The 26,513-nt window shown below is 67.3% G+C and carries 33 protein-coding genes; 19 read left to right on the plus strand and 14 right to left on the minus strand.

Going from position 1 to position 26,513, the window contains the following annotated elements:
- Nucleotides 1-72 precede the first annotated feature (72 nt).
- Complete coding sequence (locus EL337_RS13890; RefSeq protein WP_048634491.1) at nucleotides 73-1,077, plus strand: zinc-dependent alcohol dehydrogenase family protein; 1,005 nt, start codon at nucleotides 73-75, stop codon at nucleotides 1,075-1,077.
- 9 nt (nucleotides 1,078-1,086) lie between these two features.
- Here EL337_RS13890 and EL337_RS13895 read toward each other — a convergent pair whose 3' ends face one another.
- On the minus strand, nucleotides 1,087-2,034 hold the full coding sequence (locus EL337_RS13895) for a GlxA family transcriptional regulator (RefSeq protein ID WP_048634492.1): 948 nt from the start codon (nucleotides 2,032-2,034) through the stop codon (nucleotides 1,087-1,089).
- Nucleotides 2,035-2,258: 224 nt separating this feature from the next.
- Here EL337_RS13895 and EL337_RS13900 point away from each other — a divergent pair, with 224 nt between their 5' ends.
- The 5 genes from EL337_RS13900 (at nucleotide 2,259) to EL337_RS13920 (ending at nucleotide 7,824) form a co-directional block, all read left to right on the plus strand.
- Complete coding sequence (locus tag EL337_RS13900; protein WP_197724235.1) at nucleotides 2,259-3,944, plus strand: GMC family oxidoreductase; 1,686 nt, start codon at nucleotides 2,259-2,261, stop codon at nucleotides 3,942-3,944.
- A gap of 86 nt (nucleotides 3,945-4,030) precedes the next feature.
- Nucleotides 4,031-4,840: an LLM class F420-dependent oxidoreductase gene (locus EL337_RS13905; RefSeq protein WP_048634494.1), complete on the plus strand. Its 810-nt coding sequence runs from the start codon at nucleotides 4,031-4,033 to the stop codon at nucleotides 4,838-4,840.
- Between the two features lie 104 nt (nucleotides 4,841-4,944).
- Complete coding sequence (gene thiD, locus EL337_RS13910; RefSeq protein WP_048634495.1) at nucleotides 4,945-5,793, plus strand: bifunctional hydroxymethylpyrimidine kinase/phosphomethylpyrimidine kinase; 849 nt, start codon at nucleotides 4,945-4,947, stop codon at nucleotides 5,791-5,793.
- A gap of 77 nt (nucleotides 5,794-5,870) precedes the next feature.
- Entirely contained in the window at nucleotides 5,871-6,437 is a 567-nt protein-coding gene (locus tag EL337_RS13915) for a dihydrofolate reductase family protein (protein WP_048634496.1), read from the plus strand.
- A 103-nt stretch (nucleotides 6,438-6,540) separates the two neighbouring features.
- Nucleotides 6,541-7,824 (plus strand): S1C family serine protease, encoded by a 1,284-nt coding sequence (locus EL337_RS13920; protein WP_048634497.1) that lies wholly within the window; start codon nucleotides 6,541-6,543, stop codon nucleotides 7,822-7,824.
- Nucleotides 7,825-7,828: 4 nt separating this feature from the next.
- Here the strand turns inward: EL337_RS13920 and EL337_RS13925 are convergent, their stop codons facing one another.
- Nucleotides 7,829-8,866, minus strand: coding sequence for a zinc-dependent alcohol dehydrogenase family protein (locus EL337_RS13925; RefSeq protein ID WP_048634498.1), 1,038 nt, complete (start codon nucleotides 8,864-8,866; stop codon nucleotides 7,829-7,831).
- Between the two features lie 56 nt (nucleotides 8,867-8,922).
- Complete coding sequence (locus EL337_RS13930) at nucleotides 8,923-9,576, minus strand: hypothetical protein (protein ID WP_232786887.1); 654 nt, start codon at nucleotides 9,574-9,576, stop codon at nucleotides 8,923-8,925.
- 120 nt (nucleotides 9,577-9,696) lie between these two features.
- Between EL337_RS13930 and EL337_RS13935 the strand changes: the two genes are divergently transcribed.
- Both EL337_RS13935 and EL337_RS13940 read left to right on the plus strand, forming a co-directional pair.
- Nucleotides 9,697-10,131 carry a MarR family winged helix-turn-helix transcriptional regulator gene (locus EL337_RS13935; RefSeq protein WP_048634545.1) on the plus strand — a complete coding sequence of 145 codons (435 nt, stop codon included), beginning with the start codon at nucleotides 9,697-9,699 and terminating at the stop codon, nucleotides 10,129-10,131.
- A gap of 21 nt (nucleotides 10,132-10,152) precedes the next feature.
- Nucleotides 10,153-10,572 (plus strand): DoxX family protein, encoded by a 420-nt coding sequence (locus tag EL337_RS13940; protein ID WP_048634499.1) that lies wholly within the window; start codon nucleotides 10,153-10,155, stop codon nucleotides 10,570-10,572.
- Nucleotides 10,573-10,591: 19 nt separating this feature from the next.
- On the opposite strand, the gene EL337_RS13945 is transcribed toward EL337_RS13940, so the two are convergent.
- From EL337_RS13945 to EL337_RS13960, 4 genes are all read right to left on the minus strand, one after another.
- A complete protein-coding gene (locus tag EL337_RS13945) occupies nucleotides 10,592-11,086 on the minus strand; it encodes a VOC family protein (protein ID WP_048634500.1) in 495 nt (164 codons plus the stop codon).
- Nucleotides 11,087-11,134: 48 nt separating this feature from the next.
- Nucleotides 11,135-11,599 (minus strand): SRPBCC family protein, encoded by a 465-nt coding sequence (locus EL337_RS13950; RefSeq protein WP_048634501.1) that lies wholly within the window; start codon nucleotides 11,597-11,599, stop codon nucleotides 11,135-11,137.
- Between the two features lie 30 nt (nucleotides 11,600-11,629).
- Entirely contained in the window at nucleotides 11,630-12,259 is a 630-nt protein-coding gene (locus EL337_RS13955; protein WP_048634546.1) for a dihydrofolate reductase family protein, read from the minus strand.
- Between the two features lie 68 nt (nucleotides 12,260-12,327).
- Nucleotides 12,328-12,978, minus strand: coding sequence for a stage II sporulation protein M (locus tag EL337_RS13960; RefSeq protein WP_048634502.1), 651 nt, complete (start codon nucleotides 12,976-12,978; stop codon nucleotides 12,328-12,330).
- Between the two features lie 118 nt (nucleotides 12,979-13,096).
- On the opposite strand from EL337_RS13960, the gene EL337_RS13965 reads away from it, so the two are divergent.
- From EL337_RS13965 to EL337_RS13980, 4 genes are all read left to right on the plus strand, one after another.
- Complete coding sequence (locus tag EL337_RS13965) at nucleotides 13,097-13,684, plus strand: TetR/AcrR family transcriptional regulator (RefSeq protein ID WP_048634503.1); 588 nt, start codon at nucleotides 13,097-13,099, stop codon at nucleotides 13,682-13,684.
- Between the two features lie 146 nt (nucleotides 13,685-13,830).
- Nucleotides 13,831-14,688 (plus strand): phosphotransferase, encoded by an 858-nt coding sequence (locus tag EL337_RS13970; RefSeq protein ID WP_083443238.1) that lies wholly within the window; start codon nucleotides 13,831-13,833, stop codon nucleotides 14,686-14,688.
- Nucleotides 14,689-14,765: 77 nt separating this feature from the next.
- Complete coding sequence (locus tag EL337_RS13975; protein WP_048634504.1) at nucleotides 14,766-15,716, plus strand: GGDEF domain-containing protein; 951 nt, start codon at nucleotides 14,766-14,768, stop codon at nucleotides 15,714-15,716.
- A 53-nt stretch (nucleotides 15,717-15,769) separates the two neighbouring features.
- The gene (locus EL337_RS13980; protein ID WP_048634548.1) at nucleotides 15,770-16,351 is read left to right on the plus strand and encodes an FKBP-type peptidyl-prolyl cis-trans isomerase; all 582 of its coding nucleotides are present in this window, start codon (nucleotides 15,770-15,772) and stop codon (nucleotides 16,349-16,351) included.
- Nucleotides 16,352-16,357: 6 nt separating this feature from the next.
- Here the strand turns inward: EL337_RS13980 and EL337_RS13985 are convergent, their stop codons facing one another.
- Nucleotides 16,358-17,191, minus strand: a complete 834-nt coding sequence (locus tag EL337_RS13985) for an alpha/beta fold hydrolase (protein ID WP_048634505.1) — start codon at nucleotides 17,189-17,191, stop codon at nucleotides 16,358-16,360.
- Nucleotides 17,192-17,365: 174 nt separating this feature from the next.
- Here EL337_RS13985 and EL337_RS13990 point away from each other — a divergent pair, with 174 nt between their 5' ends.
- Genes EL337_RS13990 through EL337_RS14000 form a run of 3 tightly spaced genes read left to right on the plus strand, consistent with a single transcriptional unit; the run spans nucleotide 17,366 to nucleotide 19,410 of the window.
- Nucleotides 17,366-18,232: an EamA family transporter gene (locus EL337_RS13990; RefSeq protein WP_197724236.1), complete on the plus strand. Its 867-nt coding sequence runs from the start codon at nucleotides 17,366-17,368 to the stop codon at nucleotides 18,230-18,232.
- A 24-nt stretch (nucleotides 18,233-18,256) separates the two neighbouring features.
- Nucleotides 18,257-18,622, plus strand: coding sequence for an Hsp15 family ribosome-associated heat shock protein (locus EL337_RS13995; protein WP_048634506.1), 366 nt, complete (start codon nucleotides 18,257-18,259; stop codon nucleotides 18,620-18,622).
- Nucleotides 18,601-19,410, plus strand: coding sequence for a DUF6498-containing protein (locus tag EL337_RS14000; RefSeq protein WP_048634507.1), 810 nt, complete (start codon nucleotides 18,601-18,603; stop codon nucleotides 19,408-19,410). Before EL337_RS13995 ends, EL337_RS14000 begins: the two co-directional genes overlap by 22 nt.
- Nucleotides 19,411-19,412: 2 nt before the next feature.
- On the opposite strand, the gene EL337_RS14005 is transcribed toward EL337_RS14000, so the two are convergent.
- On the minus strand, nucleotides 19,413-20,756 hold the full coding sequence (locus EL337_RS14005) for an NAD(P)/FAD-dependent oxidoreductase (RefSeq protein ID WP_048634550.1): 1,344 nt from the start codon (nucleotides 20,754-20,756) through the stop codon (nucleotides 19,413-19,415).
- A 200-nt stretch (nucleotides 20,757-20,956) separates the two neighbouring features.
- Here EL337_RS14005 and EL337_RS14010 point away from each other — a divergent pair, with 200 nt between their 5' ends.
- Nucleotides 20,957-21,886 carry an alpha/beta hydrolase gene (locus EL337_RS14010; protein WP_370737209.1) on the plus strand — a complete coding sequence of 310 codons (930 nt, stop codon included), beginning with the start codon at nucleotides 20,957-20,959 and terminating at the stop codon, nucleotides 21,884-21,886.
- Nucleotides 21,887-21,965: 79 nt separating this feature from the next.
- On the opposite strand, the gene EL337_RS14015 is transcribed toward EL337_RS14010, so the two are convergent.
- Complete coding sequence (locus EL337_RS14015; RefSeq protein WP_048634509.1) at nucleotides 21,966-22,232, minus strand: hypothetical protein; 267 nt, start codon at nucleotides 22,230-22,232, stop codon at nucleotides 21,966-21,968.
- A 157-nt stretch (nucleotides 22,233-22,389) separates the two neighbouring features.
- Here EL337_RS14015 and EL337_RS14020 point away from each other — a divergent pair, with 157 nt between their 5' ends.
- The gene (locus EL337_RS14020; RefSeq protein WP_048634551.1) at nucleotides 22,390-22,740 is read left to right on the plus strand and encodes a DUF3253 domain-containing protein; all 351 of its coding nucleotides are present in this window, start codon (nucleotides 22,390-22,392) and stop codon (nucleotides 22,738-22,740) included.
- A complete protein-coding gene (locus EL337_RS14025) occupies nucleotides 22,737-23,303 on the plus strand; it encodes a class I SAM-dependent methyltransferase (RefSeq protein ID WP_048634510.1) in 567 nt (188 codons plus the stop codon). Before EL337_RS14020 ends, EL337_RS14025 begins: the two co-directional genes overlap by 4 nt.
- A gap of 55 nt (nucleotides 23,304-23,358) precedes the next feature.
- Here the strand turns inward: EL337_RS14025 and EL337_RS14030 are convergent, their stop codons facing one another.
- From EL337_RS14030 to EL337_RS14045, 4 genes are all read right to left on the minus strand, one after another.
- Nucleotides 23,359-23,739, minus strand: coding sequence for a DUF4267 domain-containing protein (locus tag EL337_RS14030; protein WP_048634511.1), 381 nt, complete (start codon nucleotides 23,737-23,739; stop codon nucleotides 23,359-23,361).
- A gap of 51 nt (nucleotides 23,740-23,790) precedes the next feature.
- A complete protein-coding gene (locus tag EL337_RS14035; RefSeq protein WP_048634552.1) occupies nucleotides 23,791-24,159 on the minus strand; it encodes a SpoIIAA family protein in 369 nt (122 codons plus the stop codon).
- A gap of 69 nt (nucleotides 24,160-24,228) precedes the next feature.
- Nucleotides 24,229-24,711, minus strand: a complete 483-nt coding sequence (locus tag EL337_RS14040; RefSeq protein WP_109860199.1) for a DinB family protein — start codon at nucleotides 24,709-24,711, stop codon at nucleotides 24,229-24,231.
- A 76-nt stretch (nucleotides 24,712-24,787) separates the two neighbouring features.
- Nucleotides 24,788-25,669 (minus strand): TIGR03854 family LLM class F420-dependent oxidoreductase, encoded by an 882-nt coding sequence (locus tag EL337_RS14045; RefSeq protein WP_048634513.1) that lies wholly within the window; start codon nucleotides 25,667-25,669, stop codon nucleotides 24,788-24,790.
- An 89-nt stretch (nucleotides 25,670-25,758) separates the two neighbouring features.
- Between EL337_RS14045 and EL337_RS14050 the strand changes: the two genes are divergently transcribed.
- Entirely contained in the window at nucleotides 25,759-26,511 is a 753-nt protein-coding gene (locus EL337_RS14050) for an alpha/beta hydrolase family protein (protein WP_048634514.1), read from the plus strand.
- The last annotated feature ends 2 nt before the right edge of the window (nucleotides 26,512-26,513 follow it).

The following is a 26,513-nucleotide window of genomic DNA, read 5'->3' on the forward strand; positions in this document are numbered from 1 at the left end:
CGCGCGCGACACTTGAGAACAAACGCCCTACCCGGCTGTCTCGCGCACCCAGAACCACGAGGACCCACCGATATGCCTGATCTGATGAAAGCCGTTGTGCTCGCTCGATTTGGAGGGGCCGATGCCTTCGAGTTGCGTGACGTCGCCGTACCGGACGTCGGACCCCGGCAGGTTCGGGTGCGCGTCCATGCGACCGCCGTCAACCCGCTCGACTACCAGATCCGCCGCGGCGACTACGCGAACGAGGTGCCGCTCCCGGCGATCATCGGCCACGACATCTCCGGGGTGATCGAGGAGGTCGGATCCCACGTCACCGAGTTCCGCGCCGGTGATGCGGTGTACTACACGCCCCAGATCTTCGGCGGCCCCGGCTCCTACGCCGAGCAGCACGTGGCCGACGTCGACCTCGTGGCCCGCAAACCGGAGAACCTGAGTCATCTGGAGGCGGCAAGCCTGACTCTGGTCGGCGGGACGGTGTGGGAGGCCCTGGTGGAACGGGCCCAGCTCACCGTGGGCGAGACCATCCTCATCCATGCCGGGGCGGGCGGAGTCGGCACGATCGCGATCCAGGTCGCGAAAGCGATCGGCGCACGAGTGATCACCACTGCGAGAGCGCGCGACGAGGATTTCCTGCGCTCCCTCGGGGCCGATACGGTAATCGATTATGCGTCAACGGACTACGTCGACGCCGTAGCCGAGGTGACGGGCGGCACGGGGGTCGATGTCGTCTTCGACACGATCGGTGGCGACGCGCTCACCCGTAGCCCGTTGACACTCGCCGACTCCGGCCGTGTCGTCAGCATCGTCGACATCGCGCAACCGCAGAACCTCATCGAGGCGTGGGGCCGCAACGCCGCGTATCACTTCGTCTTCACCCGGCAGAATCAAGGAAAGCTGGACGCGCTCACCGCACTGGTCGAACGCGGTCTTGTGAAACCGGTGATCGGCGCGACCCTGCCGCTCGCGCGCACGGGCGAGGCTCACGAACTCCTGGAGAACAGGCGCTCGTATGCACTCCGAGGCAAGGTCGCGATCGATGTGGCGGGCGACACCGTGGCACTTCCCTCCCCCATCTGATCGCGCTGATCAGCTCCGTCCGGCGAAGGTGGCGCGGTACTCCAACGGAGACACGTCCAGGAGCCGGCGGAAATGCAGTCGCAGGTTCGATCCGGTGCCCAGGCCGACCTGCTCGGCGATGCGATCGACCGACAGCCTTGTGCTCTCCAGAAGTCCGCGGGCAGTGTCGACCCGCGCCCGGAGGATCCACTGCAGCGGGGTGCTGCCGGTCTCTTCGGCGAATCGGCGCAGGAACGTACGGGGCGACATTCCTGCGTGGGCGGCCAGGTCGGCGATCGTGAGCTGCTGGTCGAGCCGCGTCATGGCCCATTCCCGCGTCGCGGCGAGGGTGTCGCCATGGGCTGCCAAGGTGCTCGTCGGCAGGTACTGCGCCTGACCCCCGGTCCGGTAGGGCGCGGTGACGAGTCCTCGTGCAATCTCGTTCGCCGCGCTCACGCCGAGGTCGCAGCGCACGATGTGCAGGCACAGGTCCAGGCCGGCGGCGGCGCCCGCCGAGGTGAGCACCGATCCTTCGTCGACGAAGAGCACGTTCGGCTCGACCGTGATCTGCGGATGCCGCTCGGCGAACGTGTCCGCCGCATCCCAGTGCGTCGTCGCGCGCAGGCCGTCGAGCAGACCGGCCTCGGCGAGGGCGAATGCGCCGTAGCAGATCGACGCGATGCGTGCCCCTCGCGATGCGGCGTCGCGGAGCGCGTCGTGAACCTCCCCCGGTATCGGCCGACCCGCGGGCGCATACCCGGGGACGACAATGGTGTCCGCATCGGTCAGCGCGTCCAGGCCCCGCGGGACCGCGTAGCCGAAGCCTCCGTGGGACGGCACCGTCCCGGCGGTGACCCCGCAGGCCGATACCTCGTATCCGAACCCCGTCTCCGGGTGGAACACCTCTGCCGGGATCCCGACGTCCAGCGGGAGCGCTCCGTCGAGCACGAGGATCACCACCTGATGCGGTCGCTGCATCACCCGACTCCGATCCGGTCGATGCCCACCGACCGTGTCACCATCCTCGCACGTGTGCGCATTCGCGCCATCTGTGCTGAGCGGCGCCATCCTGACCACGGTGCCACGGGCGAATGTGCTGTCGGAGGTGACAATCTGTTCGTTCGCCGGAACCCGCCCCTGTACCCACGATGGCCACCCGCTCCGACGTCTTAGTCTTACGAAGTGGAGCAACAATGCCGGACATGAATCCGGTTGCCGACTTCGATTTCGTCATCGTGGGAGCCGGCAGCGCGGGCTGTCTGCTGGCCAACCGGCTCAGCGCCAACCCCGAACACCGTGTGCTCGTGATCGAGGCCGGCGGCACAGACAACTGGTTCTGGATCAAGGTGCCGGTGGGTTACCTGTACACCATTGCCAACCCCCGTACCGACTGGTGCTTCACCACCGAGGCCGACCCGGGTCTGGCCGGGCGCAGCATCCACTACGCGCGGGGCCGCGTGATCGGCGGCTCGTCGTCGATCAACGCCATGATCCACATGCGCGGCCAGGCCTCCGATTACGCCCTGTGGGCGCGCGCCACCGGTGACGAGCGGTGGCTGTGGGGTGGGACCGGCGGTGCCGGCGAGACTCTGTCGATCTACAAGGAGTTGGAGGACTACTTCGGAGGAGCCGACCAGTGGCACGGCGCCGGTGGCGAGATCACCGTCGAGCGGCCCCGAGTGCGCTGGAAGATCCTGGACGCCTGGCAGGCCGCCGCGGCCCAGGTGGGCATTGCCCCCATCGACGAGTTCAACCGCGGAGACAACGCCGGCAGTGCGTACTTTCACGTCAATCAGCGACGTGGACGCCGCTGGTCGATGGCGGATGCTTTTCTGCACCCCGTCGAGCACCGACCGAATCTCACCGTCTACACCCACACCCAGGCACTGAAGCTGTTGATGGACGGCCAGGTCCACGAGAATCAGCGCCGCGGAGCGTGGACCACTGCTGCGCACCGCGCCACCGGCGTGCGGCTGCTCAAAGACGGCCACATCGTCGACGTGCGGGCCCGCCGGGAGGTGATCCTGAGTGCCGGCGCGATCGGGTCCCCGCACCTGCTGCAGGTCTCGGGTGTGGGCCCGGCCGGGTTGCTCACCCAGCATCAGGTGCCGGTGGCCGTCGACCTGCCGGGAGTGGGCGAGAACCTGCAGGACCACCTGCAGCTGCGAACCGTCTACCGGGTCCGGGGCGCCCGGACCGTCAACACGCTGTACCGCAATTTATTCACCCGTGCCGGCATGGGACTCCAGTACCTGCTGCTGCGCTCCGGCCCCATGACCATGCCGCCCTCCACGCTGGGGGCTTTCGCCAAGAGCGATCCTGCGCTGACCAGCCCCGACTTGGAGTGGCACGTGCAGCCATTGTCGTTGGCCAAGTTCGGCGAACCTCTGCACCGTTTCGGCGCGATCACACCCTCGGTCTGCAATCTGCGCCCCAGCTCGCGGGGCCATGTGCGCATCGCCGATGCAGATCCGCTGACCTACCCGACGATCTCCTGCAATTACCTGTCCACCGACGCCGATCGCGACACCGCCGTGCGGGGCTTGAGGATGACCCGTCAGATCATGGCGGCGCCGTCGCTGGCCCGCTACCGCCCCGAAGAGCTGCTACCCGGCCCGCAGCTGGTGAGCGACGAAGACCTGCAGCAGGCGGCCCGTGAGCTCGGTACCACCATCTTTCATCCGGTGGGCACCTGCGCCATGGGAGCCTTTGACCCACAAGGCCTCCCGCGGTCGGCCGCGACGGTGCTCGACACCGACTGCCGCGTGTACCGCGTCGCAGGCCTGCGAGTGGTCGATGCCTCGGCGATGCCCACCATCACATCCGGGAACACCAACGCACCGGTCATGCTGATCGCCGAACGCGCGGCGCGGGCGATCCTGCACTGAGTCCGCGGGGACACGCCGGTTCGGAATAAATCCCGGACCGGGTCGACTTGGCTCAAAAGTCGCCCCTCCCCGACTCAGGAGCATCCATGACCCGTCCCGTCCGCGTCGCCGTACAGATCCAGCCCGGTGGCACGCCCGATTACCGAACCTGGCGCGAGGCCGTCCTGGCCGCCGACGACCTCGGCGTCGATGTGATCTTCGGCTACGACCACTTCCACCGCCCGGCGATGAAGGGCATCGTCGACGGCAAGCCCGTCATGTTCGACGAGCAACCCGACGTCGCCAACTTCGAGGGCTGGACCGCGCTCGCGTCGTGGGGTGAGATCACCTCACACGCCGAGATCGGGCTACTCGTCACCGGCGTCGGATACCGCAACGCAGACCTGCTCGCCGACATGGCGCGCACCGTCGACCACATCAGCGGCGGCCGGCTCATCCTCGGCCTCGGCGCGGGCTGGTACGAAAAGGACTACACCACCTACGGTTACGACTTCGGCACCTTCGGTTCCCGCTTCGATCTGTTCGACGAGAGCCTGATCCGCATCGAGAACCGGCTCGCTGCGCTGATTCCGCCGCCCGTGCGTAAGCTCCCCATCCTCATCGGTGGCACCGGCCCCAAACGCTCACTGCCCGCAGTGGCCCGGCACGCCGACATCTGGCACGCGTTCCAAGACCTCGACGCCTTCACGAAGTCCAGCGACCGCGTCGACGAACTGGCAGCGACGTTCGGCCGCAACGGTGCCGACATCGAACGCTCGACGCTGTGGGTGAACGGCAACAGCGCCGATGCCTTCCGCGAAGCAGGAGTCACGTTGTTCCAGACCGAACTCACCGCCGACGACGGTTACGACCTCACATCTCTCAAGGAAGTGCTCACCTGGCGGGACAACGGGTGAGGCCGCGAGTCCGCCGCTTCGCCAGCGGATAGTGTCAGACTTTGCCTCGGGCCGCCGCCGGCTCCGTCGCAACCACTGACACATCTCAACGAGGCGATCGATACATGGCCGACACGACGACCAGCCTGCCGCTGGCCCCACCCGGGCAGACGCCGCGCCGTGTCATGACGATCGCGGGCTCCGACTCCGGCGGCAGTGCCGGACTGCAGGCCGACATGCGCGCCTTCGCGATGCTGGGTGTCCACGGATCGGCTGCGCTGACGGCAGTGACGGTGCAGAACACACTGGGCGTCAAAGCATTTCATGAGATTCCGGTCGACGTCGTTGCCGGCCAGATCAGCGCGGTAGCCTCCGACATCGGGATCGAGGCGGCCAAGACCGGCATGTTGGCCTCCACCGCGATCATTCGGGCCGTCGTGGCGACCTGGTTGGCCGAGGGGCTCGACGGCACCGTTCCGCTGGTGGTCGATCCGGTGTGCGCCTCCAATGTCGGTGAGCCGCTTCTGCACGCCAGCGCACTCGACGCGCTCCGCGACGAATTGATCCCGAGGGCAACGCTGGTGACACCCAACCTCGACGAGGTGCGACTGCTCGTAGGTATCGACGTCGTGGATGACGTCACCCAGCGTGATGCGGCCAGGGCATTGCACGCGCTGGGGCCGCAGTGGGCGCTGATCAAAGGCGGCCACCTGCGCACGTCGCGTATCAGCTCCGACCTTCTCTTCGACGGCTCAGAGTTCCACGAGTTCGCGGCGGCCCGGGTGGACACCCGACACGATCACGGCGCCGGCGACACGCTGGCGGCGGCGATCACCGCCGCCCTGGCACATGGCCGCCCGGTTCCCGATGCTGTCGCCTTCGGCAAGCTCTGGGTCACCGAGTGCATCCGCGGCGCCTATCCGCTGGGCCACGGACTCGGGCCGGTCAACGGAATGGTCGGTCTGCACGGCTGAGGTGCGTCCCACTCGGATCCAACATTTTCTCGTGGTGCGTCGCGATGAGTGTTGCGCTCCGGTGCAGTCTGTTCTGCGTGGGCACACTCATCTATGGCTTCACCGTGTCGGTGGACGGGTACATCGCGGACGCACAGGGCAGCATCGACTGGAGCGATCCGAGCGACGAACTGCACCAGTACTGGAATGACTTCGAGCGGGAGACCGCGCTGTCGTTCTACGGGCGGCGTCTCTACGAACTGATGTCCGCATACTGGCCGACCGCGGACGAGGCCCCGGACGCGACCCCGTTGATCGTCGACTTCGCCCAGGTGTGGCGCGACATGCCCAAGGTCGTGTTCTCGCGCACGCTGGAGACCGTCGGCTGGAACTCCCGGCTGGAACGCGGCGATCCGGTAGAGGTGGTCAGGAAGCTGAAAGCCGAGACCGACGGCAGGCTGGAGGTGGCCGGCGCGACGCTGGCCGCACCGATCGTGCAGGCCGGCCTGGTGGACGAATACCGGATCGTGTTGGCCCCCGTGGCCGTGGGCGGCGGTACCCCGTTCTGGCCCTCACTGCCTTCGTGGATCTCGCTGCGACTGGTGGAGAACCGCACCTTCCCGGGTGGCACCGTCCTGCTGCGCTACGAGGCGAAGCACGACTGATGTTCTCGGCTGTTGCTGAAGTCCCTCTCAGTCGGATCTCAGTTGTCTCCGGCACCGTGAGAACAGCGAACGCGCTGAACACGACCGAAGGGAAACAACGCTGATGGTGAACCCGCCCCCATACCCCGCGGACCAACCGCGGCAGGGCCATGACTGGGCAGGCGGGAACTCGCAGCTCGCATGGAATGCTTTGTACGGCAACCACTCACAGTCGGCGCACCAACCGGCGGCCACGGCTGGGCCGCACAGCCCGCGCGGCGACGGGCGTCGCCGCACGCCTCGGGGCATGGTGCTGGCCGGAGCGGCGGCGATCGCCATCGCAGGCGGTGGGATCGGTGCGGCGACCGCGGTAGCTGTGACAGACCACGACCGGTCGGCGGCCACGCCGCAGGTCGCAGAGCGTCCTACGGCGCTGAAGCCGGCTGCCGCCTCGGCCCCGGGCTCGGTGGAGCAGGTGGCCGCCAAAGTGATGCCCAGCGTCGTCAAACTGGAGATCACGACAGGCCGAGGCGTCGCCGAGGGCTCGGGGATCGTGCTGAGCGCAGACGGACTCATCCTGACCAACAATCACGTTGTCGCCCCGGCGGTTGCGGGCGGTGGTGCGGACGCACAGCCTGCCGCCTTCGACGGCGCCGACACGACGAGTACCGTGACCTTCTCCGACGGTCGGAGCGTGCCGTTCACCATTGTGGGCACCGACCCCACCGGCGACCTTGCCGTTGTGCGGGCGGCGGGGGTGGCGGGACTGACGCCCATCACCATCGGCTCGTCGAAAGACGTCCAAGTCGGCCAGGAGGTCGTCGCCATCGGGTCCCCGCTGGGCCTGCAGGGCACCGTCACCAAGGGCATCGTCAGCGCGCTGAATCGCCCGGTGACGGCCGGAGACGGTGCCGGCACCGCCCCCGTCGTGCTCGACGCACTGCAAACGGACGCCGCGATCAACCCCGGAAACTCCGGCGGTCCCCTCGTCGACATGAACGGTGAGCTGATCGGCGTCAACTCCGCCGGGGCCGGCATGGGATCGGGTTCCGGCGGAGGGTCGATCGGCCTCGGATTCGCGATCCCGTCGGACCAGGCCAAGCGCATCGCCGATGAGCTGATCTCCTCCGGCACTGCCGGCCACGGATCACTCGGGGTGCAACTGGGCAACGACACCGGTGACGGTGCGGGCGCTGCGGTCGCCGGCGTCGCGGCCGGAAGTCCGGCAGCCCAAGCCGGTTTGTCCAGCGGCGCGGTGGTCACGAAGATCGACGACCAGATCATCGACGGTCCCGAGGCTCTCGCGGCGGCGGTGCGGTCCAAGGCGCCGGGTGACCAGGTGTCACTGACCTATCGCGACGACTCAGGAGAGACCAGGACCACGCAGGTCACCTTGGGCGCCGCATAGCCTCTCAGCGACGCGGGTCGATGATCGTGATGCCCGCGGGCGATGCGGTGTCGAGACCCGGCAGCGCCGAGACGACGTCGTCGAGCCCGATGGTTCGCTCGATGAGCTGGTGCGGCCGCAACTGACCACGCTCGATCATCGCCAGCATCGGCGGATAGTCGGCAGCTGCCATCCCATGACTGCCCAGCAGGTCGAGCTCCCAGGCGATGACGCGGTCCATCGGCACCCGCGGGTGCCCGTGCACCGGGGGCAGCAGCCCGACCTGCACGTGGCGACCCTGCCGGCGAAGGCTGAGGACCGAAGTGGCGCAGGCGCTCTCGCTGCCCACCGCGTCGAGTCCCACATGGCTTCCGCCCTCGGTGACTTCATGCACTCGCGCCGGGATGTCGGCGGTGTCGGCGTGCAGGGTGACATCAGCCCCCAGGTCTGCAGCGGCGGCAAGAGCTCCGTCGTTGCGGTCGACGGCGATCACCGACGCACCCAGCGCCTTGCCGATCATCACCGCGCTGAGACCCACCCCTCCGGCCCCGACCACTGTCAGCCACTCCCCTGCGAGCAGCCGGGCCCGGCCGGTGAGAGCCCGGTATGCGGTGGCGAAACGACAGCCGAGGCCGGCCGCCGCCGCGAACGAGACCGAGTCGGGAATTGCCACCAGATTGGTATCGGCCGCAGGCAGGGCCACGTACTCCGCGAACGAACCCCAGTACGTGAAGCCCGGCTGCTCCTGGTGGGGGCAGACCTGCGTGTTCCCCGAGCGGCACCAATCGCAGCTGCCACAACCGGACACGAACGGCACCGTCACACGGTCACCGACAGCCCACCGTCGCACCCCGGCTCCGACCGCCTCGACGACACCGGCGAGTTCGTGGCCCGGAACGTGTGGGAGTGCGAGTTCTTCGTGACCGGCCCAGGCGTGCCAGTCGCTGCGGCACAAGCCCGTCGCATGCACGGCAACCACCACACCGCCGTCGGGCGGAGCCGGGTCCGCCACGGTGCGGACCTCGAGCGGCCCAGCGACGCGATCCATCACGACTGCGCGCATTGTTCTGCCCGGCCCTCAGAGACCGACGCAGAACGTTGCACTGCGGCCGCCGGTCATCACGATTCGCATGGTGTCCAGCCGCCCCAGTCCTCGCCCGCGAATGCCTGGCCCTCCGGTAGGTGGAATCTTTGGAGGAATACCTGCAGTGCAGGCTGCATCTGATCGTGCAGCGCTGTCATGGCCTCGACGATCTGCGGTGTCATCGGGTCGTGGTCCGCCGGTTTCTGCGCCGGGATCAGTCCGAGGGCCAGGGCTATCTCGAGCTGATAGAACGTGAAGTCGCCGTACGGCCGCTTCGGGTTGGCGCCCGGAACCTCTTCGTCTGTGTACGGGTCCGTCATCTCCCATCGCAGCGCAGTCAACAGCTGCCTGTGCTGCCCGGTGAAGTCGAAGGTGCTCTCCTCGGCCAGCAGCTCGACATACCGGGAATGTTCGACGTCCCTGGGAGGGCGGCGGTACACGTACTCACCCGGCGGGCAGGCGCCGTAAGCGGTTGCGATCCGCAGCAGGTGCAGGTCGTCGGGTGCGGGTTCCCAGTGCGGCGGGAAGCACGGCGCTCCCGCTTCCGTGTCGTCCCAGCCCACCTGCACTGACCGCAGGCGGTCGGTATATCGCTGTCGCCACACGATTTCCACGGTGACCAGTATCCCGAACGCGCCGCGGTACGGGTGGTGTACGTAGTGGATGCCGTCGCGCTCTCGGTCGTCCACATGCGTGAGAATAAGTATTTGCACTGTGGCGCAACACTTTCCGCAAGGACGCAGCGCCGAGTCCCACCTGTCGAGGCGGTATAGATTGTACAAAATACAGTTGTGGGCTATGTTTCCTCGGTGGCCGCACCGCGTCTCGACGATCAGTTGTGCTTCGCGCTGTACTCGGCTTCACGCGCCGTGACCATGGTGTACCGACCACTGCTGGACGAGCTGAACCTCACCTATCCGCAATACCTGGTGCTGATGGTGCTGTGGGAAGAGGAACCATGCACGGTCGGTCACCTGGGGGCTCGTCTCCATCTTGACTCCGGCACTTTGTCGCCGCTGCTGAAGCGGCTTGAGGCGAGCGGCTACGTCCGCCGCGTGCGAGCCGCCGACGACGAGCGTCGAGTCCAGATCACGCTGACGCCGGATGGCCGCGCCCTTGAGGAACGCGCCACGTGCATACCCGAACGACTGCTGGGATCCGGCGATGTCGAGTTCAGTGACCTCGCGGCGCTGCGCGACGCCGTGCGCGCGCTGGCCGAAACCCTCTACGCCCATTACCGATAGGCCTACCCGGAAGGACGACGCATGGCCGACCTGCCACCACCCCCGCCGACCACTCGCCTGCGCACCATCGCCCGGTATCTTCTTGCCGCGCAGATGATCTTCGCCGGCTTCAGCCATCTGTTCTGGGCTCGCGAGGAGTTCCAGGCTCAGGTGCCGAACTGGGTACCGATCGACGCCGACGGCGTGGTGATGGCCTCCGGCGGTGTCGAGATCACCCTGGGCGTCGGCTTGGCGCTGCTGCGTCGTGACCGGGTGCTGGTCGGACGGCTGTTGGCCGTGTTCTTCGTGCTGGTCTTTCCGGGCAACGTGGCGCAATACCTCAACCACGTCGACGCCTTCAATCTCAACAGTGACACGAGTCGCTTCGTGCGCTTGCTGTTTCAGCCTGTGCTGATCGCCTGGGCCCTGTGGTCGACCGGGGTTCCCAAGAGCAAGCGCTGACGGAGCAGGGCGCTCGCCACTAACCGGCGGCCGCCGACGCGATGTCCGCGGCACTGATCCCGGACAGATCGGGCACATTCTGCATGAGTTCGATGCGGGTCCCGTCCGGGTCGGTCAGGTAGATGAACCGGCCCGAGGCCGGGTCGTCGGCATCACCGAGCACGGTCCGCGTCGTCTCGACCAAAGTCCCACCCGCGGCGAGGATGTCCTCGGTCAGGCCGTCCACATCTACGACCCGGAACGACAGATGGGTGAAACCCAACTCCGTCATCGGCTTACGCACGCCGGACCCGGTGGTCGGAACGTCAACCCACTGCAACAGTTCGATGCGGATGTCGTCGCGGATCAGCATCGCGGACCGGAACTTCCCGTCCTGCTCCATGGTGGCCGCGACCTCATTGTTCTCGAAGTCGAGCTGGTAGAGCAGCGCGAACCCGAAGACCCGGGTGTAGAAGCGAACCGAACGGTCGAGGTCGGTCACACAGATGCCGATATGGGAGAAACCCTGAATCATGGCGGAAGTCTGACAGAGCCGGAGCTTCCGGCGGGAGGTAATCGGGTATCAGGACGACGTCGCGGCGGCCAACCGGCCGAGAGTGTCGGCGAGCTGATCCTCAGTGACCAGCGGGAATTTCACCTTCTCCAGCAACTTCTTGTCGGTGACCTTCGACCAGTCGTAGGTGTGACGCACCAACGTTTCATTGGGTCCCTGAGATTCCAACTCCCACAGCCACTCCCACCCCGGGGGCTCGTTGCCTGCGGGCGCGGTCTTCCAGGCCAGCAGCTTGTCCTTGGCGTACCCGGACACATGGTTGTCGGTCTTGTACTCACCGCCCATGTGGTCGCCCTGCATGTTCATCGTGAACACCTGGCCCACCGCCTGAATCCGATCGGCGTGGTCCACGCTGCGGATGAATCCCGAGCCGTCGAGCTCGTGGTGCCGCTCGGGGTTGGAGAGGATGTCGAAGACCGCGTCGACGGGCGCGTCGATGGTGCGTTCGACAGTGACCTTTGCGTTGTCGCTCATACCCCCACAGTGCCCCACAAGCCGCCGTTGCTAAACCACGGGCGGCCTTCGGCGGACCCGAAAGCGCAGATGCGCGACGCCCGGCGCCTCCAGTACGCGCTCGAGTTCGAGTTCGAGCGCTCCCGCGTCGAAGCCGTCGAACAGGCGCTCGCCGGACCCGAGTATCACCGGATTGACCTGCAGATCGATCTCGTCGACGAGTCCGGCCTTGAGCGCCTGGCGGGCACAGGATGCGCCGCCCGCGATGGAGATGGCCCGATCGCCGGCTGCGGCCACCGCCTGCGTATACGCCGATTCGATCCCGTCGGTGACGAAGTGAAAGGTGGTTCCGCCATCCATGGCGATGGGCTCGCGGGCAAAGTGGGTCAGGACGTACACCGGACAGTGATACGGCGGATTCTCACCCCACCATCCCGTCCACTCCGAGTCTCCCCAGTCACTACGGATGGGTCCAAACATGTTGCGGCCCATGATGGTCGCACCGATGCCATCCATCATGTCCGACACCACCTGCCGATTGGCCGGGTGGTCCTTGTCCGGACCGATGTGCCAACCGTGCAGCAGCTGACCGCCCACGCCGAGCGGATTGGCTTCGTCTTGATGCGGCCCCGCGACGTAGCCGTCGGCGGAGATCGACATCGACAGATTCGTTCTGGGCACAGTTTCTCCGATGCTGGTTTCCCGGTGGGACGCCATTCTGACTGCGCTGGGCCGCCGAACTCATCGGTTCAGAGCAACCACTGGGCCAATGGATGCACGAGGTATCTCAGCGAGAATGCCTCGTACACCGCGCCGACGACGAGCAGGACAGCGGCGGCCAGAGCCAGCCAACCCAGTTGCCGAAGCCCACGGGCATAACCTGACCGGCGGGTCTGGGCTCCGGCGGTACCCGGCCAGATCCAACTCCGGCTCAGCAGATACGCGCCCAGCAGCAGGACGATGTACGCCTGGAACTCGATGATCAGGGTGACGGAGTGCGGGATCAAGGCCACCCACCCGATGTCGCTCGCAGGGACGAGCGTCACGCCCGTGGTGACAGCCCACCACGCGAACAGTGCGATACCCGCGAAGGGCACGACCATCGACGGCAGGACGATCGTCAACAATCCCATCTTCACGGTGTTCACCGCGAGAATGGTGAGCGCGAAAAGCCACGGCGTGTTGATCAGCGACCGAACGAGGTCTGCTGTGCCGTCATCGGTCAGCCGGGTGTGCTGCGCCTGGCTGAGCTCCGGGACGAGAAGCCCGACGGCGAAGCCCACGGCGAACAGGCCGTACATGCTCGCGTTGAGGACGAGGTAGGCGCGTGCGTTTTCCCGGATGACCTGGAGAGGTCGCCGAGCGAGCTGTCCAGGTGTCGTCTGACTGGGCGATGTCATAACTGCTGTGGGTCCGTTCGTGGGGCGGCGAGACTCGCGCACGTCTTCGGGCGGGCCTGGGTGACTAACACACCGTACTAGGACAAGCTAACACACTGTGCTAGTAGGCTCGGCACCCATGGACACGCGGGAGAGGATTCTCAAAGCGGCTGCGGAGATGATCGCCGAGGACATCACCGCGACGCTCAGCGTGCGGGCCGTCGCGGCGCGCGCGGGCGTGAGCACGGGATCACTTCGATTCCACTTCCCCACGCAGCGGGCGCTCCAGGACGAGGTGCTGGCAAGGATCTACGAGCACTTCGTCCCGGACGACCCCATCCGCGACAGGTCCCTGCCCGCGCGTGACCGGCTCGTCGCCTGCCTACGGCAGATGCTCGTGCCCGCCGGCGTCGGCGAACAGGCGCGCAGCGCGTGGGGGGCGGCATATCACGCGTTCATCGCACCCGAGCCGAGCGAGCAGGTCCGCACGGCGTACCTCGCTTACGAACGCGCGTCCGCTCGACGTATCGAATATTGGCTGGGCGTGCTCGCTGACGAAGGCGCACTCGCTCGCAGGGATCTCGGCCGAGACGTGCGATTCCTGCTCACAGTTCTCAACGGGCTGTCGGTCGAACGTGCCCTGCCCTCTGGCGATTCCGTCTTGAAGGCCGAAACCGATTCGCTCTACTTCGCCGCGGACGCGATCCTCGGGGCGAGCGCGTCCTAATCGGCTGCAGCCGGTCCACACCGAATACCGGCCAGGGCATCGTCCGCCCCGGGTCCCCTGATGAGGCACGGACATTCGGCTCGCGTGCGGGTCCGCCTGCCCATCGCCCGTAGCCGGGTCTGTCCTGCGCCGGATAACGTGTGGGCGTGCAGTCATGGCATCGGGGCCGGCTCAGCGATCCCCAGGCTGCGCAGATCGTGCGCTGGCTCCCCCAGGTCCGCCTCCGCCGCGACGCGAGCTGGAATCTGGTCGACACCGCCGTCCTGGACGTCGAATGCGCGACGGGTCGAGTCGTGATCAAGGCCGGCGGTCCGGCCAACCACCACATCGGCCGGGAGATCACCGCCTACGGCGGCTTCACCGACTGCCTGGCCCGCACCGGGCACGCACCCCGACTTCTGCATCACGACCGAACGCTCAACCTGCTCGTCGTCGATTACCTCGACGGTTCGCTGGTGCAGGGGTCTGTCGCAGAGTCCACTCCCGCCACCTACCTGCAGGCCGGACGGCTCGCACGGGCGTTTCACGGACAGGGCGAGCGGATCGCGCCGGAGTGGGACGCTGCAGCGGTAACCAAATCGCTTGCCTGGCTTGACAAACCGCACCGAATCCCGCCCCAGAGGGCGGCGGCGCTGCGCGCGATCCTGACAAGCCATCGTCCGCAGCAGGTCGTCGTGAGCCCTACCCACGGTGACTGGCAGCCGCGCAACTGGCTGGCCCACGACGGCGAGATCAAGGTCATCGACTTCGGGCGCTTCGCGTGGCGGCCGGCCATGAGCGACCTCTGTCGGCTCGCCGCGCAGCAGTGGATGCACGACCCCCGACTCGAAGACGCGTTCTTCGACGGATACGGCGATGACCCGAGAGCTCAGAACCGCAGCCACTGGCGCATGCTCGCCCTCCATGAAGCGATCGGCACCGCCGTATGGGCGCATCAGGTGGGCGACGAACCGTTCGAAAGACAGGGCCACCGCATGGTGTCCGACGCGCTGAGGCTGTTCTGAGTCCCGGCTTTTCGACGAGCAGGAGCGTGACCAGGGCTGACTCAGCGCAGTCGTTGCAATGGCCATATCCTCGACGCATGCCACACGGCGTCGACGCCCAGCCGTCGGCACGGCGCTGGCACGCGGTGGGCCTGACGGCGTACCTGGCGATGCTCATTCTGTACGCCGCGGCCGCATGGCATTCCGGCGTTGACGCCGGGGGCCGGGTGTTCTGGGTACTCGGCGGTGCAGCGATCGTGGCATGCGTGGCCGCCTCGATCGGCCGATGGTGCGGCTGGCAGCAGCGACGCGAGCTTCTGATCGCCTGGGCGGTAGCGTCTCTGAGCGTCACCACCGTGGTCGGACTGGTCGCGCCCACCGTCACCAGCGCGCTGCCGGGCACCATCACCATCACGTTCGCCTATGCGGGCCTCACGTGCCGCCGCGGTCGGTCCCTCGCACTGGTTCCCCTCGGCATCGTGGCGTTCGTTGTAGGCGGCGCGAAAGATCTGCCCGATGCTCTCCCGACGGTGGTGGTGACGGCCATCATGTGGGTGCTGGTCGCCGAGGTGCCCGCCTGGCTCATCTCCCGGTTGGAGGCGCAGAGCGTGCTGCTGCGCACGGTCGCGGAAACCGACGCCCTCACCCGCCTCCTCAATCGGACCACCCTGCCCCGGCGATTGTCGGAGCACGCATCCACGTCCGCCGTCGTACTGATCGATCTGGACGGGTTCAAGCCGTTCAACGACCGCCACGGCCACGCCGCCGGCGATCAACTCCTGGTTGCCTTCGCCGACGTACTCCGAGGGGCGGTCGGCGTCAACGACCTGGTGTTCCGCATCGGTGGCGACGAGTTCCTGCTGATCCTTGTCGGCGCGGATCGTGGTGCGGCCGAACAGCTCCTGGACGCGATACGGATGCGGTGGTCCGAGGCGGGTGAACCCGTGGGTTTCAGCGTCGGGATCGCCACCGGGGACAACGACGCCATGCGCATCGCCGACCACTGGATGTATGTGGACAAGCGCTCCCGCAGGCTGCCCGGGCAATGATGCGACGCCACCGGTCGGAACGGCTGTGACCCCGTCGCGGTAGCGTGGCGACGGTGAAATCCCGCTGTCGTCCTTCCGCCCTCGTCTTCGCCGCCGGAGCATTCGCCCTCGCCACCACCGCATGCGGTTCCGGAGCGGTTCCATCGTCGGTCGCCCAGACTCCGGCCGCCACAGCCGCGTGTCCGACGGCCTCGCCTGAGGACGGCGGCACACCCGAGTGGACGCTGCCCGGAGCCACCGGCAGCGTCGCGGTGACCGGATCCACCGACACAGCAGCGCCCGCGGTGAGTGTGTCGCCGCCGTTCAGCGTGACCGAGACCCAGGTGCACACGCTGCAGCCAGGGACGGGCCCGGTCGTCGCAGACACGGCCACCGTGTCCGTCTGCTACATGGGCGTCAACGGCCGGGACGGCTCGGTCTTCGACAGCAGCTACCAGCGGGGCGCCCCGGTGGACTTCCCGCTCGACGGTGTGGTGCCGGGATTCCAGAAGGCCATCGCCGGGCAGACGGTCGGCTCCACCGTCGCGGTCGCGATGACATCCGCAGACGGCTATCCCCAGGGCCAGCCTGGTGCGGGCATCCTGCCGGGCGATTCCCTGATCTTCGCGATCAAGATCCTCGGCGCGTCGTCCTAGGGCGCGTCAGAACAGATGTGGCGCCGCCGGCGTCACATCGTCGAGGAATGCGCTGATCATCGGCACCAACACCGCTGCCTGCCCCGAAATGCCGATATGGGACATCGCGGGCAGGACGGCCAGGCGTGCCCTGGGCGCCTGGGTCAGCACGCCCGAGGCAGCGGCGTCGTCGTCGATGCCACCCCGCAGGCGGAACATCGCCACCGCGTGCTCAAGAGTCAGGGCGTCGGCATCGCCGACGATGACCATGGTCTTCGCGGTGATCGCGCGCAACTGCTGGTCGCTGATGTCCTGATCCTCGATGTTCAACACCTTCATCTTCTCCACATAGGCGTCGAAGGCTCCCGTATCCGACGTGTGCTCGCGGAACGCGGACTCGACCGCCGTGCCGGCGAATGCCTCGGCGGTGAGACCCGCCATCGACTCCGCCACCGACGGGTGCCAGCCCTCCCTGCGAAAGCTCGCCGACATTGCGACCAACTTCCTCACCAGCGACGGGTGCCGGATGGCGAGCTGCAGAGCGACTCCCCCGCCCTGGGAGTAACCCATCACGTCCGCCCGCGGGACGGCCAAAGCGTGCAACAGCGCTGCCGCGTCATCGGCGAACTGCTCGTATGACATGCCCCGCGAGGTGTCACGGGTGCGCCCATGGCCCTGCTGGTCGAACACGATGACGCTGCGGCGGCCGGCGAAGCCGTCAACCCATGCGGTCATCGAGTCGGTCGCCATGAATGCGCCGGGAATCAGCAGCAACGGAGTGTGGTCGTCGTCGAGGTCGCCGTGCACCTCGTAATAGAGTGTCAGCCCGTTGATGGGCAGGTAGCCGCCCCGCGGTCGCATCGTGGCACCCTTTCCCTCGTATCCGATACCGGATAGACACCCGCGCGGGGGCAAACTCATCGGTCGGGACGCGGATGCCCGACGCCCCATCTCAACCAGCGCCGAAAGTGTCGCGATGCCTTGTATTCTCAGCATCGAGCAGACGGGCGGGCAAATCGACACGTGAATACGATCGTGAGCGCGGACAACGCCCGCGCCGGCGTCTTGATGGCGATCACCGCGCAGGTGTCCGTGCAAATGGGGATGGCTGTCGCCGTGAGCCTGATCGATCAGATCGGCTCGGACGGCACGGCGTGGCTTCGGCTCTCACTGGCAGGCATTGTGCTGTTGCTCGTGGTCCGTCCCCGGCCATCGGCGTTCACCTGGCGCTCCTTCGGAATGTGTGTCGTACTCGGTTGCGTCACCGCGGCGATCACGTTGTTCTTCATGGCGTCGCTGGATCGGCTGGCCCTGGGTACCGCCACCGCATTGGAGTTCCTCGGACCGTTGGCCCTGGCCGTCCTCCACGGTCGTGGCCGTCACCGGCTGCTGTGGCCGGCGCTTGCCGCACTCGGCGTTGTGTTATTGAGCGAGCCCTTCACCGGCGGCATCGACCCCAAAGGGGCCCTGCTGGCCTTGTCTGCCGGAATCTGCTGGGCCGTTTATATTCTGCTCACCCAACGGGTCGGCGACGAGGTGGCCGGCGTCAACGGGTTGGCCGTATCGATGCCGATCGCCGGCGTGGTCTCCTGCTTTTTTGTTGATACAGCCGCGTTTTCGAAGCTCACTCCGCAGCTGCTGCTCGTCGGCTTCGGCATGGCGCTGCTGTTGCCGGTGCTGCCCTACGTACTGGAACTCCTGGCGTTGCGCAGGCTGACCACGGCGACGTTCGGCATCCTGATGAGTCTTGAGCCGGCGTTCGCTTTGGTGGTGGGCTTCCTGCTCCTGGACCAGGATCCAGGTCCGGTCGGCATCCTCGGGATCATCGCGGTGGTGGCCGCCGGCATCGGCGCCGCGCGCGGTGGTGGCCGCGAAATGGCTGTGCCCCTCGAGGTGGGATGACCTGAGGCAGTCCAGAATGGACGCATGGAGTCGACCCGCGTGGATCGCTGGCTCTGGGCAGTCCGCCTGACCAAGACCCGGCCGGACGCCGCCTCGGCATGCCGCGGTGGACAGGTCCGTGTGAACGGCCGGCCCGCGAAGCCGTCCACCATGGTGTCCCCCGGGGACGAAGTACGTGCCAAGGTGGGCGACACGACGCGAATCGTCGAGGTGTCGCGCATCATCCAGAAGCGGGTGGGGGCGGCCGACGCTGTGACCTGCTACCTCGATCGGACTCCCCCGCCGCCCCCCAGCGTCTCTGCCCCCGTCGCCGTCCGGGACCGCGGCGCCGGACGCCCCACCAAACGGGACCGCCGGCTGCTGGACCAATGGCGCGCACGCCAGAGCTGACGCCCGCTCCGGCGATCGGTGTCGCGCACGTACTGGCCGCGCTGGCGCTCATCGCGGTCCCGGCGGTCGGGTGGTTCGTCGAGGGCTGGTCGGGCGCGACCACGCTGGTGGTGTACTGGTTCGAGACGCTGGCAGGATCACTGTTCATCGCCCTTCGCGTCCGGCTGCACCGGCGATGGTCGCCGCGCCGCGGGCATTACGCCTACGAAGCGCCGAGTACGAATCGCCGCAACGCGCAGAGCTCCTCGTTTCTTGCCGGGTTCCTCGTCACCAGCCTCGTGTTCACCGCCGCGCACGGCCTGTTTCTGGGCGTCATCCTCTTTCTGCTGAATCGCAACGATCAGTCTGAGATTGCCGAAATCAATTGGCGCAGTGTCGTTTACGGCTGCATTCTCGTTCTGGCCCTACTCTGCGCCGACATGATCGTCGACCTGGGGACCCTGCGCAATTGGTCGTTCTGGCGGATCGAACAGACGGCACAGCGGGGCTTCAGTCGAGTGGCCGTCGTCCACCTCACCCTGATCTTCGGCATGTTCGGTATCGCGATGACTGGCGCGTCCAGTGCGGTGTTCGGGGTGTTCGTCGTGTTGAAGAGTCTGGCTGCGCTGAGTTTTGTTCTTCCGCAATGGGATCCGGCCGCACCGCCGGAGTGGCTCAGCCGCTTCATGAATCGCGTACCCAGCGTGCATCCGGCCCGGCGCTTCGAGGACGCCTGGGTGCAGGACCGCGCGGACGAGCGTGCGCGTCGTGACCGCAACGAGCAACCTTGGGCGCCGCGACACCGCTGACGTCAGCCCGGTGGAGCCTGCTGGTCACCGGTCGACCAGGTGTAGCGCTGTTCGATGGCGGTGTCGTTGCCGAGCATGAAGGCCCGGTGGTAGCGGCCGGCGCGAGCGATGGTGGCCAGCCACGTGGCGACCGTGCTGACGCGGTTGCGCACCCCGGTCAGGAACGCGATGTGCAGCACCCCCCACGCCACCCAGCCGACGAAGCCGGACAGCTTGATCGGGCCGACCTGCAGCAACGCCTTACCCCTGCTGATGTACGCCGCAGACCCGAGGTCGCGGTAGCGATACTTCCGCCGCGGTTTGCCGACGAGCTCCCGGCGGATGCATTCGGCGACGTGCAACCCGCCCTGCATGGCATTCTCGGCGACACCCGGGAGGTTGTCGCGCCCCACCAGGTCACCGATCACGAAGATCTCGGGATGGCCCGTGACGGACAGGTCAGGTTCCACCTGTAGTCGGCCGGCCCGGTCCGCAGGAATATCGAGCACCTCGGACAGATGCTTGGCGAACGGCACCGCTTCGACGCCGGCCGTCCACAGCACGGTGCGGGCTTCGTACTGCTCCTGCGGTCCTCCCGACTTCGGGGTGACGGTCACCCCACTGCGTCCGACGTCGGTGACGTGCACGCCGAGGTGAAGCTCCACACCGAGCTTGCGCAGCGTGGTCGTGGCTTTGGCCGCGAGGTCCGGGGCAAAGCTCTTCAGCACGCGGTCTCCCCCGTCGAACAGCAAGACACGGGCGTCTTCCGGCTCGATGCTGTGGAACTCGTTGGCCAACGTCCGCGTGGCGACCTCGCGAATCTGTCCGGCGAGTTCCACCCCGGTGGGACCGCCGCCGGTCACGGCGAACGTCAGCCAGCTGTCGCGCTCCGGACCCGGCGGGAGCGTCTCGGCGATCTCGAACGCGGTGAACAACCGTTGCCGGATGCACAGCGCGTCGTCCAGCGTCTTCATGCCGGGTGCCCACTGCGCGAAATGGGGCTTCCCGAAATAGGACTGCTGCATCCCCGCCGCGACCACCAGCACGTCGTAGTCGAGCGTGAACGTCGTCTCGTCGGGACGGAGTGCGGTGATCTGCCGCAGCTTCGGATCGAGCGAGACGGCCTCGCCCAGCAGAGTCGTCACATTGCGGTGGCGGGCGAACTCCTCGCGCAGGGGACGGCTGATGTGTCCGATGCTCAGCGTTCCGGTGGCGCACTGGTAGAGCAGTGGCTGGAACAGGTGTCCCGCCGCACGGTCGAGCAGCGTCACGTCGACGTCGACGTCGGCTCCGGCCAACCGACGCGCGCAGAACAGCCCCCCGAATCCGCCGCCGATGATCAGGACCCTGGGTCGCCTGGTGTTCACCACGCCGAGGCTAGTACGCCGGTTGGGCAAGGCGCCGGAACCTGTCGCGCGTAACGACGAATCGTCACATGACGAAGTACACGGTGCGGCACCGATTGCGGGGGTGTCGGGCCGTTTCTATCCAGGCAAGTGCGCCCTTGCGGTGCGCTCAAGTAGGACGGCGACAATTGATGAGATCAATGCACAGGGTGGGGCGGCGAATGGCGGTGGCCGCGCTGGCGGCACTGCTCCTATCGTCTCTGATCACGGTGGCAGGCGGGTCGGCCACCGCGGGCGCGTACTCGCGGGCGGGTCTTCCGGTGGAGACACTCATGGTGCCGTCGGCGGCCATGGGGCGTGATATCCCGGTGAAGTTCCAGGGCGGCGGACCCAAAGCGGTATATCTTCTCGACGGGTTGCGTGCCCGCGATGACAACAGCGGATGGGACATCGAGACCGCGGCCTTCGAGACGTTCTTCGAATCGGGACTGTCTGTCGTGATGCCCGTGGGCGGCATGTCGAGCTTCTATACCAACTGGCAGGGCCCGGCTGTGGGCAACGGGGCCAGCTACAACTACCAGTGGGAGACGTTTCTGACCTCGGAGCTGCCCGGCTATCTGGCGGCCAACAAGGGCATTTCCCCTACCGGCAATGCGGTTGTGGGACTGTCGATGTCGGGCAGCGCAGCGCTGACGTTGGCCGCATTCCATCCGGGCCAGTTCAGCTATGCGGGATCGCTGTCGGGGTATCTGAATCTGTCCGAAGGTGTGTGGCCGTTGTTGGTCGGCATCGCGATGCGCGACGCAGGCGGGTTCAGCGCGACGGCCATGTGGGGACTCGGCGGCGGCCCGGCATGGCAGCGCAACGACCCCACGCTGAACGTCGGACGGTTGGTCGGTAACGGCACCCGCATCTGGGTGTACTGCGGGACAGGGCGCCCCGGTGAACTGGGCGGTGGCGGCGACGTCCCCGGACAGCTCCTGGAAGCCATCACCTTGGACAGCAATCGCAACTTCCAGCGTCAGTATGAGGCGGCCGGGGGCGCGAACGGGGTGTTCAACTTCCCGTCCAACGGCACCCACGGCTGGGGTTACTGGGGTTCCCAGCTGTCTGCGATGAAGCCGGACATCCAGCGCACCCTCGGGGCCTGATCGGGCACATCAGGGGCGGATGACACGACGACGGCCACCGCGGATTCGGGATCTGCGGTGGCCGTCGAGTCGAGGGCGGTCAGTACGTCGGGACGAACACGCCGTTCAACCACACGCCCCAATGCTGCCAACCTTCGTCCCACACCTGCGGCTGGCCGGCGGCCCACAGCGGGTCGACGGGCTTCGGCGGTGCCGAGGCAGGCGCGGTACCGGTGTTCGGGCCCGCGGGCGGGACGGGCGGCGGCGTCCAGCCCGGCTGCGCGGCTGCGGTGCCGGCGACGCCCATGGCGCCTGCGGCGAGACCGCCGAAAACGGCTGCACTGGCGAGGACCTGGCTCAACTTCATCGTAAGAACTCCAATCCGGGTCAGGAGAGTTGCGGTACAGCCAAGACAGCTATCCGCATCCTGACGCCGGTAAACCCGAGGTTGCCTCACACTCTCACCGAGCCGAAGTTTGCCCTGCTCAGCGGGCCACGCTGTGGCCTACGGCACACTGCAGTACATGGCCTCGTCGTTACATGCCGAACTCCGCCGGATCGCCGACGGCGGCGGAGCCGCGGCCGCCGCCGCACAGACCGCACTCGACGACGGCCCACGTGCTCGCCGGCTCAGGGCGGCGATGCGGGCGCTCGCCGAGCACCGTGGACCCGACAGCAGCACCTGCCCATCGGACGCGGCGCGCGCAGTGGGCGGCCAGGACTGGCGCGCGCTGATGGATGACGCCAGGGAGGTCGCCCGCGAGCTGGCCGGGTCCGGTGAAGTGGACATCACCCAGGGCGGCAAAGTGCTTGATCCCGAGAGTGATTGGAAAGGACCCATCCGCGTTCGGAAGCGCCCTGGAGCGTCGGCGTGAGTGGTGAGGACGGTGCCCGGTGGGATCGGAAGTACACCGACAGGGGTCCGTCGGCCCTCGGCGATGTCGCTCTGCCCTACGTCTTTGCGCCGTTCGCCGACGTGTTCCCGACCTCCGGGTCTGCGCTCGAGCTGGCCTGCGGTGACGGCGGGTCGGCGGTGTGGCTGGCCCGCCGCGGTCTGCGGGTGGGAGGATACGACGTGTCCGCCGTCGCGATTGCCCACGCAAGGGACCTCGCCGTGCGGTCCGGCCAGGCCGCGCACTGCCGATTCGACGTGGCCGACTTCGACGACGGCCTGCCCACGGGTGAGCCGGTGGACGTGCTGCTCTGCAACAGGTTCCGCGATCCCCGGCTCTACTGTCCGAGCATCGAGCGACTTCGCGACGGGGGCATACTCGCGATCAGCGTGCTCAGTGAGGTCGGCGGCACGCCCGGCGCGTTCCGGGCGAAGCCCGGCGAACTGCTGGCGGCATTCGCCTCACTTGACGTGATCGCCTCGGCCGAAAGCGGCGGTGAGGCGTGGTTGCTGGCCCGCCGCACGACGGGTGCCGCCACGCCGTGACCAAGTCAGGGTCTTGCTGGAGGTCCTGGCGACATACGTTGGGCTGGAGGCGAATTCAGGATTCCCGTGCGGGCCTGCGCAGCGCACCCCAGATACCGACACCGATACCCACCACGGCTCCCCCGAGGCCGATGACCTTCTGGGATGGCCGCATCTGGTCATGCACGCTCATGCCGCCCAACAGATCCGAGGCGTCGGCGCCGCCGGAGGCCAGGAACCATCCGCGGGTGTCTCTGCCCCGCACGCCGGAGGCGATGAGCATGCCGCCGATGAGTGCGTCTCGGTACCCCATCGACCTGAGCAGCAATCGCGCGGTCGGTGGTGGTTCGTCGGGATCACCCCACCACTTGTTGGCCCGGAGAGGATCGACGAGAAACGAGACTCCCGACGCGAGACGAATCCCACCCGCTAGCAGGGCTGCGCTGTCCACGGCCATGGCAGGCACCCTACGCCGATATCGACACCGCGAGTAGCGAATTGCGCAACGTCAGTCGGCGGCCCAGGACTTCGCGTCCGCCAGATCGGACAGCGGGAACAGCCTCAGTTCGCCCGGAACCATCCACCCGACCGCGTGCAGGGCGTGCGCGATCCACTCCTTGTCGGACACGACCGCGATCCGCCGAAAGGCCGCGTGATGCTGCATCAGGGTGCCGAACCCCAACTTCAGGTCCTCCAGCAAGCCGCCGGGACCGAAACCCTCGTAGTCGTCGGAGACCACCTCGACGAGCCTGATCTCGTCGCCGGCGAGCAGCGTGCTCATCGCCGACCGAAATTCGCGTAAATCGTCCCCACTCACGCGCCCGGAGACCCTCAGACCCGTCACACCGACAGGCATGTCGTCGAGAACCTGGATCATGGGACACCTCCGTGCCGTCGGCTCCAGCTCATCCAGTGTGACATGGTCGGGTTGAACTTCTGTGCGCATTCAGACGCCGGTGGCGCCGTCGATGCGTTCCCGGATCAGGTCGGCGTGCCCGTTGTGCCGGGCGTACTCACCGATCATGTGCAGGTAGACCCACCGCAGTGAGACCGCCGCACCCATGAAGGCGTTGGTGTCGTCCAGCGCTGCGCCTGCGCAGTTCCCGCGGGCGGCGGCGACCTCGCCCTGCCAGGTGCTCACCGCGTCGGCGAAGGAGCCGCCGTCAGCGAGCTCGAACCCGCCGTCATGTCCGTGATCGTGCGGCGCCGCGTCGTAGATCGGCGGTACGTCCTCGCCACCGACGATGCGGCGGAACCAGTTTCGCTCTACCTCGGCCATGTGCTGGACAAGACCCTGGAGCGTCAGCGGTGACGGCGGCACCGATGCGCTGCGCAACTGCGCGTCGGCCAGACCGTCGCACTTGCGCAGCAGCGTCTGCCGCTGGAAGTCCAGCCAGGCCTCCAGCGTGGTGCGTTCGTCGCTGTCCATGGGTGGGATGTGGCGATCAGCGGCGGTCACGGCTGATCATCCTGCCACCGGCAGCCGACATCACATGCCGCCCGGATCAATTTTCGCGCGGCAGAAGCTCGTTGACGAACGTGTCCAGGAAGCCGTCGACGGGGACACCACCGGCAGGCCTGATGACGAACTTGGTCAATCCGGCGTCGACGTACTCGTCGATCTGGCGATGCAGCGCAGGCCAATCGGCCGCGACGAGCTGGGCGGGATCGAGATCGGGTCGGCGTTTGTGGATCGCGGCCACCACGGGTGCGGGCAACTCTCCGTCACCGACCGCCAGATTGATGCCGTAGTGATCTTCGGGGACTCCCCGTCCGGCGGCCCGCGCGGCCGCGTCGATCGCGAGCCGGGCGTCGTGCGCTTCGGCCGGCGTCACGAAACTGCCCAGCCAGCCGTCAGCGTATCGACCGATTCGCCGAAAACCCGGCAGCGTGGCTCCACCCAGCCAAATATCCAGGTGGGTGATGGGTTTCGGCAATACCTCAACATCCCGGACATCGAAGAACTCGCCGTGGAACGTGACGCCGGTGTCGTCGAGGGCCGCTCTCAAGAGTCGCAGCGACTCGTCGAACACCGCAGCACGCTTGCCGTCGGGCACCGCGAACGCGTCGCGTTCGGCAGGTAACGCCGAGCGCAGCCCGAACACAGGCAGCACCCGCTTCGGGGCGAGGGCTGCCAACGAGGTGAGTTGCTTGGCCACAAGCACCGGGTGACGCCCGGGCAGTACCGCCACCGACGTGCCCACCTTGAGCCGCGTGGTCCGCGCGAGGGCGTAGGCCATGCCGACGAACGGGTCCACGGCCTGCGAGTAGACCAATTCGGAAAGCCACAGTGAATCCACCCCGCCGGTCTCCAGCCGGTCGACGATCTCAGCCAGGTGCCCGGGCGCCACGTCGGCGCCCAGGCCGACTCCGAACCGGATCTTCATCAGGGCTCCTCCTGCGTGGACGGGGTCTGTCTGCACTCGCAACGCGCCGCTGCCCACGTTTGTGCCCCGTGCAGTGACAGGATGAGCGGGTGGCAGAACGCGTCACCTTCCCCAGCAGCAGCGGCCCGAAGCTCGCGGGTCTGATCGACCTGCCCGAAGGCGAGGTCCGTGGGTGGGGTGTCTTCGCCCACGGATTCACCCTCGGCAAGGACTGCCCCGCCGCGAGCCGGATGTGCAAACAGCTCGCCAGCGAAGGCATCGGGATGCTGCGGTTCGACAACCTGGGGCTCGGACATTCCGAGGGCGACTGGGGTGACGGCTCCTTCTCGCACAAGGTCGAAGACACGGTCCGCGCCGTCGAATTCATGCACGAGTCCGGACACGACGTGCGCCTACTCGTCGGGCATTCCTTCGGCGGTGCCGCGGTGATCGCGGCCGCACACGGCTGCCCATCGGTCGCGGCCGTGGCGAGCGTCGGAGCTCCGTTCCAGCCGGCCCACGTGGAACACAACTATGACGCGCTCCTGCACCGGATCGAGTCCGACGGTGAGGCGCCGTTCCGCGTCGGCGGAAAGGCGCTCACCCTGAGACGCCATTTCATCGAGGACGTCCGCTCCGCGGATCTGCGCGAGTGCATCAAGACCCTGCGGCGCGCGCTGCTGGTGATGCACTCCCCCACCGACAACACCGTGGGCATCGCCAACGCCAGTGACATCTTCCGCGCGGCCCGGCATCCGAGGAACTTCGTCTCCCTCGAGGGTGCCGACCACTTGCTCACCGAGAAGAACCAGGCCGCCCGGGCGGCACGCATCATCAGCGCGTGGGCCGACCCGTATTTGTGACG

Origin of the sequence: Mycolicibacterium aurum (assembly GCF_900637195.1) — a bacterium.
GTDB lineage: Bacteria > Actinomycetota > Actinomycetes > Mycobacteriales > Mycobacteriaceae > Mycobacterium > Mycobacterium aurum.